Source organism: Methylomonas sp. AM2-LC (assembly GCF_039904985.1).
Lineage (GTDB): Bacteria > Pseudomonadota > Gammaproteobacteria > Methylococcales > Methylomonadaceae > Methylomonas.
Genome location: NZ_CP157005.1, coordinates 4,638,038 through 4,650,421 on the forward strand (window position 1 = coordinate 4,638,038; position 12,384 = coordinate 4,650,421).

8 protein-coding genes are annotated in these 12,384 nt (G+C 40.2%); 5 read left to right on the forward strand and 3 right to left on the reverse strand.

What is annotated here, in order from left to right:
- Positions 1-148 precede the first annotated feature (148 nt).
- Both ABH008_RS20770 and ABH008_RS20775 read right to left on the reverse strand, forming a co-directional pair.
- Complete coding sequence (locus tag ABH008_RS20770; protein ID WP_347987515.1) at positions 149-1,885, reverse strand: NAD-dependent malic enzyme; 1,737 nt, start codon at positions 1,883-1,885, stop codon at positions 149-151.
- 219 nt (positions 1,886-2,104) lie between these two features.
- Positions 2,105-4,063 carry a reprolysin-like metallopeptidase gene (locus ABH008_RS20775; protein ID WP_347987516.1) on the reverse strand — a complete coding sequence of 653 codons (1,959 nt, stop codon included), beginning with the start codon at positions 4,061-4,063 and terminating at the stop codon, positions 2,105-2,107.
- Positions 4,064-4,974: 911 nt separating this feature from the next.
- Between ABH008_RS20775 and ABH008_RS20780 the strand changes: the two genes are divergently transcribed.
- From ABH008_RS20780 to tssJ, 5 genes are all read left to right on the forward strand, one after another.
- Positions 4,975-5,751 (forward strand): exodeoxyribonuclease III, encoded by a 777-nt coding sequence (locus ABH008_RS20780; protein ID WP_347987517.1) that lies wholly within the window; start codon positions 4,975-4,977, stop codon positions 5,749-5,751.
- Between the two features lie 371 nt (positions 5,752-6,122).
- Complete coding sequence (glnL, locus tag ABH008_RS20785; RefSeq protein ID WP_347990005.1) at positions 6,123-7,178, forward strand: nitrogen regulation protein NR(II); 1,056 nt, start codon at positions 6,123-6,125, stop codon at positions 7,176-7,178.
- Positions 7,165-8,580, forward strand: coding sequence for a nitrogen regulation protein NR(I) (ntrC, locus tag ABH008_RS20790; protein ID WP_347987518.1), 1,416 nt, complete (start codon positions 7,165-7,167; stop codon positions 8,578-8,580). Before glnL ends, ntrC begins: the two co-directional genes overlap by 14 nt.
- A 95-nt stretch (positions 8,581-8,675) precedes the next feature.
- Entirely contained in the window at positions 8,676-10,037 is a 1,362-nt protein-coding gene (locus ABH008_RS20795) for a hypothetical protein (RefSeq protein WP_347987519.1), read from the forward strand.
- 169 nt (positions 10,038-10,206) lie between these two features.
- The gene (gene tssJ / locus ABH008_RS20800) at positions 10,207-10,743 is read left to right on the forward strand and encodes a type VI secretion system lipoprotein TssJ (RefSeq protein WP_347987520.1); all 537 of its coding nucleotides are present in this window, start codon (positions 10,207-10,209) and stop codon (positions 10,741-10,743) included.
- A 120-nt stretch (positions 10,744-10,863) separates the two neighbouring features.
- On the opposite strand, the gene ABH008_RS20805 is transcribed toward tssJ, so the two are convergent.
- Positions 10,864-12,363: a DUF4080 domain-containing protein gene (locus tag ABH008_RS20805; RefSeq protein WP_347987521.1), complete on the reverse strand. Its 1,500-nt coding sequence runs from the start codon at positions 12,361-12,363 to the stop codon at positions 10,864-10,866.
- Positions 12,364-12,384: the final 21 nt, after the last annotated feature.

Consider the following 12,384-nt stretch of genomic DNA (forward strand, 5'->3'; position numbering starts at 1 on the left):
GCATTGAAAATGTGACCAATTGTCGCACCACAGCCACAAGCACAGTTTTTTAGGCTACATGGAATTTATATCTAAACCCTATCGGCATATAAAAGCAATTATTCTGATCCAAGTATGTCACTGATTTATAAGTTAACATTGAGTACTGTTAACTGGCATTCGCTTTATATTTAAACGGCAAATGTTTAGCTTGCCAAAAGTTGTTTTTTACATAAGCATCCAAATCCATACTGTTTAAATCTTGACGGGTAGCGGAGCCATCTTCCAAGGCTTTTGCCAAAACCTTACTGGCAACGATTAAACTAACCTTTTTGAGATCACTCACTGGTGGATAAATATGTCCGGCGGATAAACAATGTTGTTCTGTATATTCGGCTAAGGCGTATGCTGCTTCCAACACCATATCGTCAGTAATGCGACTACATTCACCTAGTATGGCTGCAAAACCTAATCCAGGAAAGATAAACGCATTATTGCCTTGACCAATTGAATAGTGTCTTCCCTGATATTCCACCTCTGCAAACGGACTGCCAGTAGAAATTATGGCTCGGCCTTGTGTCCATTCGACAATATTTTTAGGGTGTGCCTCACAATTATCGGTGGGATTTGAAAGCGGAAATATTATCGGATTCGTATGATTTTCCGCCATAGACTTAATCATTTCCTCAGTAAATAAACCCGCTACGCCAGACAGGCCAATCAAGACACTGGGCTTAGTGTGGGTTAACACCTCCAACAGATTAGGCTGGTGAGACTTTACAATATTCCAATCCTTATAGATATCAGGATTATGCGCTAACCCCATTTTATAACTATCTGTATTTTCGCTCTGTACCACCAAACCACAGGCATCAACTACATAAATTTGTAGCCGCGCTTCAGCTTCACTTAAACCAGCTCTAATCATTCCTTCTTTTATCAGTGATGCTACACCAATACCCCCTGCTCCAGCGCCTGCGACTACCACGATTTGCTGAGTCAATGGCTGTGCTTTTAATCGACAAGCTGACAACAAACCTGCCAGTGCAACAGCACCTGTACCCTGTATATCATCGTTAAAACAAGGAATCTGATCACGATACCTTGCTAACACATCGAAAGCGACATTTTTGGCAAAATCTTCCCATTGAATAATAGCCTTAGGCCATTTGTTTTTAACAGCAGCCACAAACTTGTCAACTAGCTCGAAATAGGCGTCACCACTTAAACGGCTTTCGTGCATGCCAAGATACAGTGGATCATTGAGTAATTCTGCTCGATTAGTACCCACATCCAAATTTACCGGTACAGTTTGAAATGGGCATAAGCCGCCACCGGCAGTATATAAAGCCAATTTGCCAATACAAATTGCTAATCCACCCATGCCTTGATCGCCAATACCCAATATAGCGGATGCATCTGTGACAACAAGCATGCGGATATCATGCAGGGGATAATTTTCCAGAATGCTTTCTGCTCGATTAATATTTTCAATTGATAAGGTTAAGCCTCTGGCTCTATTATATAACGCACTAAATTGTTGCACCGCTTGCCCTATGGTAGGGGTGTAGACAATCGGTACCATTTCCTGCAGATGTCTCTCCAACAGAGCATAAAACAAAACTTCAGAACGATCCAAAATAGAAATCAAAAATTGATATTTTGAAATGTCATCTGGCTGTTTTTGGAAATTCAAATAGAGCCTATCGATCTGATGCTCAAGGTTTGCTACAAAAGGAGGGAGTAAACCATCTAAACCCAGATCGATTCGTTCCTGCAAACTAAATGCAGTACCCTTATTGGTGGCGGGAAGACGTAATAACGCCGCTCCTTTTATAGACACCTGCATATAAGGTTCGCCAGCGGAATCGAGCTGATAATCAAAATATTCGCTAAGTTTAGGCATAAGGGGTTAAAAAATGAGTTGAAAAATGACGGGCAAAGTCGCTAATTTAAAACTATAAGCATATTTCGTTCCATTATCCGTTATTGACCTAGATCATGTATATTTTGATGCAAAATATTTAATTAAAAAATAGACATTCAGAGTTTTTCTGATTGCTTTAGATATAAAAAAGGGGCTGAAAAAGCCCCCTTATTTTTGTTCAATCGGATTTAATCATAATTAATTTAAGACGGGGATAGCAATAGTGGTTGGCAAAAAGTTGGCAATAATCGGGGCTGTGTAGTTCACAGAAGAGGCTTGGTCGGAACTTTTAGCCGTATTAGTGCTGGGATAGCCACATACTTGACCTGCACATTGGTTTTGTAATTTTGGAGTACTAAAATACATTAATACCGGAGTTTTATAGCTCATAATGGTACCAAATGTACCTTGAACACCCCAGGCATAGGAATAATCAAATACGCCAGACACATTTGTAAACTCACGATCATGAACCAGACCCAAAGTATGTCCAATCTCATGGGTAAAAGTATTACCGGCACAATAGTAGCCAGGAGCATCAACAGCATTGCCGTCGCCGATAGTTCCATAACCCAAAGCAGCATTGGCATCTGAACCATTAGCAAATTCCACATAGGTAGTACCACAAGAACCGGCTACTCTGGCATACAGAGGTCTGAACAGGAATACTAAATCCGCTCCGTATTGTGTGCGAGTTTGATCAATATTCGCAAAAACATCGTTCCCGTTGGAGAAATCTTGTAGTGCTTGGAAATTACTGTTGTTTTCAACATAAGTGGTGGGTTCAGTATGTACCAATCTTAGTTTCATATTGATATGAGAGTCAACATACGCTTGATTACTAGCGGTAACCAATAAACTAATACGTTGTAAGGCATAGGCTTGAGTTTGTGCGCCTGTTGTATACACCACCATTAAATCAACAACAGAGGGGTCAGTAACAGTGGTGGCCGTTGGGGTGCTAACAACAGTCGAAGGAGCTTGTGCTGCCGCTAAGGCGTTAACAGCCTGATTGTAGTTAGCCAAGGCTGTTGCAGCAGCAGCATTGGCATCCGTTAAGTTTCTATTGGCTACATTGGTATTATTAACGGCTTTTTGATAGTTATAAATAGCCAAAGCATAGCTGTTTTTAGCATTTTCTAAATTACCGGGTGCAGCAGAAAAATCGGTTAATAATGAATTTAGTTTAACATTTTCGGCTGTCAAATTACTTTGCGCGGTTTTTAATGATCCTGCAAAGCTGGTTACCAAGTCATTATCTTTTTGTACTTGTGCTTGAGCACTATCCAACAAAGCTTTGGCAGAAGTAACAGCAGATTGTAACAAGTCAACTTGTGAATTTGTTGCATTGGCAGCAATTGCCGTTAACATTTGTGCCGTAGGCACAACGGAGTCGCCATCATAACCAGCATGTTGTAATTTATTGGTATCTAGCAAATATACTGTATTTTTATCAGACTCTATATTGTAAGTGCCATCAGGAGTGGTCACCATGCCCATTACGCCTGCCGCTCCTTTTGACATAAACACCCGATAACCTTGACCTTCTTGTGCCAGATATCCTACCCAAGTTTGACTGCCATCTTGTTCATTAACCGTGTAATCATGGGCAACATTGAATTGCCCCATAGGCAAATCTAGATTCACCACTGATTTGTTTTTGATACTCATCATGCTATCAATGGGTAAATTCACTGCAGTAACTGCACCCGCAGGAAAACCTGCATATTTCGCAGGCAATTTACCAAACTTAGGTTCAACGACTAGCACTGAATCAGCAGTAATGGATTTTGCTATAACTGTAGCGGGAGCATCATTTTTGTGACCGCTAATAATTACAGTCTTAAAATTTTCACCCTCTTGAATTGCGGTAAAGTTGTAATCGACCAATAAAGCTTTGATTGCTGCATTCCAGTTATCTGCCGCTATAGATCGGGTGATAATATCTTTACTCAAATCAGTATTAATTTTGAAAACAATACCAGATCGTTGCGCAATATGTGCAAGCGTATCCGCAAGTGCTTGCCCATGGATAGCTTGATAGATAGTACTGGGCTGAACTTTAAATTGTTCAGTAGCTGGATGCTGAGCTGCGTAACCCGTTGTGGTGAAAAGCGCAGTTAAAGCAATTGCCGTAAATAGATTACGCGTGTTCATTTCGGTCACCTTGGATAATCTAAAATTACTGAGCAATCCAACCGATCCAACTCAGTAAAGTATTAATTTAAATCTAATATTTGAAACTATTAGACACTACTTTTTGTATACCAAAAAAAATTTAAACATTAAAAAACACAGCATAAGCAGATATATGCTAGGCAAACCTTTTCTCTGAATTGCAAATAATAATTAAGGGGATAACGAAATTTTGGGCATTATGCTCAAAACAGACAAGTGATTCTAAATAAGAATCTCTTGCAGAAAGGACATGTGTAACAGTATTAGCTATTACTAATTTGAAAGCATGCTTTTTCATTTCGGTCACCTTAGGATTAAATAAAATTACTGAGCAATCCAACCGATCCAACTCAGTAAAGTTTTTAGATTATATTCACTAACAACAGCCTGAATATTGATCTAAAGATAAACAGTCACTCTATTATCTTTTCACGTTCTAGTTTCTGCTTTAGTGAAAAGTTTAACTATCCTTGCATAAAAAATCTGCTGACTTTTTCCCATTTCAGGCATGGGCATCAACATCTAATCTCTACTACAGTGTCCACAGTATCTTACTCACCCAGGCTAAAAACTGCTGAATTGTTAACATTTTTGGCCCCTGACTATACATATAGCTATTAGTTATTTGCAAAATGCACATCAGTATACAAATATGAATAACATGTCGATTTGATAGATTATCCGTTACATTAAAATTAGCGTAGCTATTCACCGTCATATTCTTTTTATAGTATTCTTATCAGGAGGCGCTTCACTCCGCTCTTAATGCAGAACATAGCATTGATTTTAAAAAACAAATATCCATAAAAATAGTTACTTTTTATTTTTGATTTGCTTGAATCTATGAAAACGCATAACCTAGCGATACTGCCCTAACTTAATTTTTAACCATGCTTCGTATTATTTCAGCCAATTTGAATGGCATCCGCTCTGCAACTAACAAAGGTTTTTACCAGTGGCTGCAAGAACAAAATGCAGATTTTGTTTGCCTACAAGAACTAAAAGCGCAAGCGGCCGATTTGACAACAGACATGCTGCATCCATCAGGACTATGTGGTTATTTTCATTACGCCGAAAAAAAGGGTTATAGTGGCGTAGGCATTTACAGCAAAAAGCCCGCCGACAATATCATTGAGGGTTTAGCTTATACTGATATTGATAGCGAAGGCCGCTATCTGGAATTGCAATTCGGAAATTTATCTATTGTTTCTCTTTATCTACCCTCAGGATCGAGTAGTGAAGAACGACAAATAGTCAAATACAGCGTTATGGATCGCTTTTATCCACATTTGCAGAACTTAAAAGCCAGTGGACGTGATGTGGTTATCTGTGGTGACTGGAATATTGCCCATCAGGAAAAAGATCTGAAAAACTGGCGGGGCAACCAAAAAAACTCTGGATTTCTTCCCGCAGAACGAGCCTGGATGACTAAAATTTTCGATGAATTGGGCTGGGTAGATGTTTATAGGCGCATATATCCTGACACTACCGATGAATGCTACACCTGGTGGAGTAATCGTGGTCAAGCTTGGGCAAATAATGTTGGTTGGAGAATTGATTATCAAATTGCTACACCAGATATTGCCGCAAAAGCTATTTCTGCCAGCGTATATAAAGCACAGCGTTTTAGCGATCACGCACCACTTTTGATCGATTACGACATTTAATTCGTCCTCTTTCTTTTTTATCCTTTTTCACTACACGTTACAGATGAGGAGATGAACTTGCATCTCCTTTTAAAACAGCTACTATTTGCCCCTCCCGAAATGTCCTTAAGTTAGTTAGTCAGCCCAACATCATACAACCATTAAAAAAAGTCATTACGAAGATTCACTGGAGCTATGTCTAACTTAAGCACACGTTCAAATCCCTCCGCCAACCAATAAGAAGCACCATTATCGACCATCATTGCTTGCAATTGGCACCAATTTGGTGCAATCATAATAACTCAGCCATCCCATGTCTTATTGACCCCCATCTTTAACACTTGGTATATAAATTGCTTTACATGAAAGTAGCTTACAACGCCATGATCACTGTGTACAAAAAAATACTCGACCACCTAAACGAAGCCATCTTGTTATTTGACAAGGATTTGCAGCTAAATTACATCAATCCGGCAGGAGAAATTCTGCTTGCCGATAGCGCAAAACATTTACTCGGCAATAGTATTTACAAGCTATTTAAAACATCGAACACCTTATTTTTTGATGAATTATTACAACGATTAAATTTAGATGAACCTCTTGTAGACAGAGAAATGATACTGGAACGATTAAACCAATCAATCACGGTCAACCTTAGTGCCACCCCCATGCAAGAGGATGGCAAACTCAGTGAAATTTTGATTGAGTTACAACAAGTGGATAGGCATTTACGTATCACCAAAGAGGAACAATTACTCGCCCAACAAAATACCAGTCGTCTTCTGGTTCGAGGGTTGGCACATGAGATCAAAAATCCGTTGGGTGGTCTCAGGGGAGCTGCACAACTGCTCGATATTGAACTACAAGACCCTGAACTTAAAGAATATACCCAAATCATCATCGCTGAATCAGATCGATTACAGGATTTGATGGATAAAATGCTAGGCCCTAACAAGCCCGCACAAAAAAGTTTCTTGAACATTCACGAGGTACTTGAACGCGTCAGACAACTGGTGGCAGTAGAAGCCAATAAAGCCATCCTACTGCAAACTGACTATGACCCCAGCATTCCGGAGCTATATGCGGATAAAAACCAATTGATCCAGGCTTTACTTAATATTGTACGCAATGCTGTACAAGCCATTCAAAGTGATGGCGAAATTCTGATTAGAACCCGAATTGGCAGACATTTGACAATTGGACGTAAGCGCTACAAATTGATTATTAAGATTCAAATAATCGACAGTGGACCCGGTATAAAACCTGAACTAATGGATCAAATATTTTACCCCATGATCACCAGTCGTGCTGAAGGCACTGGTTTGGGATTATCCATAGCTCAATCTCTGATTAATCAGCATAGCGGCCTAATCGAATGCGAAAGCGAACCTGGACATACGGTGTTTTCCATTTACTTACCCTTGGAGAATATCCATGCAACAACTTGATAAAGTCTGGATCGTAGATGATGACAAATCGATCCGCTGGGTATTAGAAAAAGCTTTACAAAAAGCCGGCATCGAAACACAAAGTTTTGCCGTTGCCCATGATGTACTAAAAATGTTACAAACCACGCTACCTCAGGTTTTAATTACCGATATTCGCATGCCCGGTATGGATGGTCTTGAGTTACTAAAAAACATTCAACAATACTATCCAGAATTACCGGTGATAGTGATGACAGCACATTCTGATCTGGAAAGTGCTGTATCTGCGTTTCACGGCGGCGCTTTTGAATATTTACCTAAACCGTTTGATGTGAATGATGTTGTGGAAACCGTGCAACGTGCCTGCATTCACAGCAAACAACAAAATAGTACGCAAAACGTACCTGAAGTGGTTGAAGAAACACCTGAAATTATTGGTGAAGCACCCGCCATGCAGGAAGTATTTCGTGCCATTGGCCGTTTGGCGCGGTCACATATTACTGTACTGATTAACGGCGAATCCGGCACAGGTAAAGAATTGGTTGCAAAAGCCTTACACCGGCATAGCCCGCGCAGCGCACAACCTTTTATTGCTCTGAACATGGCGGCCATCCCCAAAGACTTGATGGAATCGGAACTTTTTGGTCATGAAAAAGGCGCATTTACCGGCGCACAAGCTCGACGCATCGGTCGCTTTGAACAAGCCAATAATGGCACCCTTTTTCTGGATGAAATTGGCGATATGCCGGCAGAATTGCAAACACGCTTATTAAGGGTATTGGCAGACAACGAATTTTATCCAGTGGGCGCACATGCTTCTGTCAAGGTGAATGTGCGTATCATTGCCGCCACCCACCAAAATTTGGAAACGTTAGTTGCTCAAGGCAGGTTTCGGGAAGATTTGTTTCATCGTCTAAATGTAATCCGTATCCACATCCCACCTCTGCGTGAACGTCGTCAAGATATCGGTTTACTAATGCGTCATTTTCTTTATCAAAGCGCAAAGGAACTAAATACCGAAATTAAGACTTTAAAACCAGAGTCTGAACAATTTTTAAGTAATTTAAAATGGCCTGGCAATGTCAGACAATTAGAAAATATTTGTCGCTGGTTAACCGTAATGGCCTCGGGGCGGGAAATTCATATTGAGGACTTACCCCCAGAATTGACCTTGCCAAGCCAAGATACAATCACAATGCAAGAGTGTGGTAATTGGGAACAGTCTTTTAACAACTGGGTTAAACAGCAACTTTTAGGTGGAAAAATCGATATTGCTAAACAAGCTATTCCGGTTATTGAAACCTTATTAATTGAAGCTGCTTTGCAACACACCCATGGACGCAAACATGAAGCAGCAATACTTTTAGGTTATGGTCGTAACACTTTAACCCGAAAACTTAAGGACTTGAATATCAAGGAATAATAACCTCATTTTACTAAGAGTTTTTCCGTTTAATTGCATGGGTGTATACTCCTGCCGTCTAAAAAACCTTCTCTAGAACACAAGGCTTAAATCTCATGGCGGATAAAACTGTTAGTAAACATTTAATTAATCTGGAAAAGCAATTTGCCACAACAGACCCGGTTTTGCAAAAAACCATTAAGGTATTCCAGGAATTGGATCAGTTTGAATTTGAAATGGGGCTGATTGATAACGATGAAACGACTGCTCGAAAAGCTTCATGGTGGCCTTTGATCAGTACCCTGGGTGGCTATTCGCCAGCCAAATCGGAATTCATCAATCGCTATTTAGGCGTCAATCTGCACACAGCTCGACATAAATTTACTGTATTGCAATACACACCACAAGCAACTAGCGCTACCTTACCTGGCACGGCACTGGACGCAGACCACCGCTTACCATTTTATCAAATCAGTCGCGACATCGAGCAGGTGGTTTCTGGAGAAGGCAGCAGACTGAATACCTATCTAGAATTGCTGACCGTTAACAGTGCAATCCTGAAAAACAAATTGGTCATTGATACTCCAGTCCTGAATCCAGCGACTGAAAATCCAGTTTCGGCGTTATTAAGAAAACATGTTATTGATATTTCTGATTTAGTGTTGGTATTTACCGATTTGTTCGAAGCGGATGCCGAATTAATTAGCGACGCCATTACTGACATTGTTGAACAGCAGGATTCAAATAAATTTATTTTTGTGATTGATCATTCCGAAATTGGGTTGGATGCCCATAAAAGTCAGGAAATTGCAGCGGCATGGCAACGCAGGCTTGCTGAATATGGTATTTACACAGGTCAATTTGTTGTACTTTCTCAAGGTAGCAGTACTCAGGTAATTGATCAACGTATCAACAATCTTAATAATGACCGATCTTACCGGATACTAGCCAAACTAGAAAACAGCATCCGTAGTATTGAAGATGTCATTTTTGAAGAAGTTGAAACTGCCATTACCCTTTGGAAAGAGCGCTGCAACGCTTCTACCTTAATTATTTTAGGTTTTGTTATCATGCTAGTGTTGTTTGCCGAAGTTGCCGGCGGCGTTCTAGATATGCTTTTTGATCCTATAATAGGACCTATCATTATTGTTACCGTCATTGCGATACTGACGCCTATTCACATCATGACTAGCCAGTTTCATGGCAAACTCATCATTAATCAACTTCACAAGCGTCAGAAACAACTCAATATTGCCGAAGATTTGTCTGGGTTATTTGAAAAAAGTCTGCGCTTTTGGCGTATATTGCTTCCCATCAATAGTCCTGTTGGCAAAAACAAAAAGAACCGTAAACGTCTGGCAGCGATGATTGAACAAACTAAAGATTTAGTGCAAGCTTTAAATGATCAATTTAGCCATAATCAGTTAAAGGATTATCATGCGCAATTCGAAAAAAACCCTAATGAAGATGAGTTCTAAATATTAAGCGAGCAGGATGCAGTATCTAACGCAAATTGACGCGTAACTATTAAGCTTGACGTCATAAAATCAATGGCAATAGGATGGGTAGAGGGATAGCCAAACCCATCCTACGCCGAATAGTTACATTAACTCCACCCATTCAAACAATGATTACGGATAATATCGTATGCAACAAGCAACAATCTGGGCAGCTAAAATAACTTCCAAACATTTACCTATTTACAGTTTTTTGTTTTTTTTATGCCTAGGTTGCGCTAGTGCCCCCCCAGAACCAACACCAATACCGCCAACCCAAATTAATTTACAATTGATCAGCAAAACAAATACCAATCCCGATGCCAGTAACAATCCGTCGCCAGTATTACTGCGTATTTATGAGTTGAAAGAACAAAGTAATTTCATGAATGCCGATTTTTTTGCATTGTTTGATAAAGAACAAGCCACGTTGGCTGCCGATTTAGTTCATAAACAGGAAATCCTGCTAACACCTGGACAAAACACTACATTACAGATTGAACCGGATGCAAGCACAAAACAACTGGGTTTTTTTGCCGCTTTTCGCAGTCTGGATAACGCGCAATGGCGTAGCGTAACACCGCTCAATCTGCATAACCTGAATGATATTACGCTTACGACCAGTGGTAACACTTTAGTGGTAACAGTAAAACCCCCGGTAACCAACAATCCTGCAAAACCGAATTAAAGACTAGGATATACAATCGACTAATTACTTGCTGCTCTTACTTGCAGAGGACAATAATAAATACAACAGACACTGAATGAGTTTATTTTACATTGGGTGTCTTAGTATGTTCAGCAAGGCTTAAAGTAACTGACGCTGTCTTTTATTGGCTACCGGACGTTTAATTAACACACAATCTGGAGTCTGCAGAAAATCTGGGCGTGCTTTTTCGCCACTACGTTGATAATCTGCCGCTAAAACGGCAAGAGCCATAGTATCTGGGACCTGCATGTTTTCGGTAATCACCCTGTAGGTCAGTTCGAACAAACGTTTTAAACCAATTTTCCAAGTACTATCCACCAATAAAAATAACGCATCGGTAAATTGTAAAAAACGTACAAAAGGTTGATCAGATAAAATCAATGGCAGTGTTTGTACAAACCGCCCCGAATTTCCAATTAAATCCCAATAGCGTGCAAAACGATTTAAGCGTTGTATGTCAGTAAATGAAATATCCCGGGTGCTTAAAATAGCATAGGGTGGATTTGAATCGTAGCACATTCGATAACTTTCCGTGTGGCGATTGATGGGGGCACCACGTAACCGCTTTAAGATACCCACCTGTATTTCCTGCGGCCTTAAAGCAATCAATTTATCGAAACTTTTGCCAAATCCTTCCAGCGTATCGCCGGGCAATCCTACGATTAGATCAGCATGAATATGCGTACTGGAAAACTCACGTAACCACAACAGATTAGCCATGGTTTTTTCATTATCCTGTTTACGGCTAATAAGCTGCTGAATGTGCGGATCAAAACTTTGCACACCTATTTCAAATTGCAACACTCCTGCTGGGAATTGTGCGATTACGTGCTTTAGACGCTCTGGCAGATTGTCGGGTATTACTTCAAAGTGTAAGTTCAACTCGTCATTAAGCCGTACCAAAAAAAACTCCAGTATCGCGATACTGCTATCTATTTTTAGATTAAAGGTTCGGTCTATAAATTTAAAATTCCGCGCACCACGCTGAAACAAAACATCCATATTCTGTAAAAAATCATGCAAGGCAAAAGGTTTGGCCGTGGTATCCAATGCTGAAAGGCAAAACTCGCATTTAAACGGACATCCTCTTGAAGCTTCAACATATACTACACGCTGCCGTAAATCTATATCGGTATAATACGGGTATGGTGAGACAAGGTTTGCCAAATCAGCACTCTGTCCGTTGATTACTTTCTCACTTGATCTGTCACCAGCCAATAATTGCCGACATAAGAACGGGAAGCTTATTTCTGCATGACCCGTAATAATGTAATCGGCTAATACGGCGACATCGGGTAAATCGGGAGGATGACTCAACTCTGGGCCGCCTAAAATGATGATAACTTCAGGGGCAACCTTTTTTAAGGTTTGCACAATTGTGGTTATTTCGAACACATTCCAGATGTAAATACCAAAACCAATAATCTTAGGCTGATGCTGTAACAGCTTTTCGCAAATATCGGCTGCTCGCTGCCCTAATCCAAATTCCAGCAGCGTTGTACTGAGCTGCAATTCACCCATGTTGGCATACAGGTAGCGCAAACCAAAAGCAGTATGAATATAACGTGCATTTAGAGTGGTTAGAATAATAGTGTTCATTGCATTGACAACTGCATCGCT

Bases quoted from the DNA above. Each gene is read 5' to 3' on its own strand.
- ABH008_RS20770 (WP_347987515.1), bottom strand. From the start codon at position 1,885: ATGCCTAAACTTAGCGAATATTTTGATTATCAGCTCGATTCCGCTGGC.
- ABH008_RS20775 (WP_347987516.1), bottom strand. From the start codon at position 4,063: ATGAACACGCGTAATCTATTTACGGCAATTGCTTTAACTGCGCTTTTC.
- ABH008_RS20780 (WP_347987517.1), top strand. From the start codon at position 4,975: ATGCTTCGTATTATTTCAGCCAATTTGAATGGCATCCGCTCTGCAACT.
- ntrC (WP_347987518.1), top strand. From the start codon at position 7,165: ATGCAACAACTTGATAAAGTCTGGATCGTAGATGATGACAAATCGATC.
- ABH008_RS20795 (WP_347987519.1), top strand. From the start codon at position 8,676: ATGGCGGATAAAACTGTTAGTAAACATTTAATTAATCTGGAAAAGCAA.
- tssJ (WP_347987520.1), top strand. From the start codon at position 10,207: ATGCAACAAGCAACAATCTGGGCAGCTAAAATAACTTCCAAACATTTA.
- ABH008_RS20805 (WP_347987521.1), bottom strand. From the start codon at position 12,363: ATGAACACTATTATTCTAACCACTCTAAATGCACGTTATATTCATACT.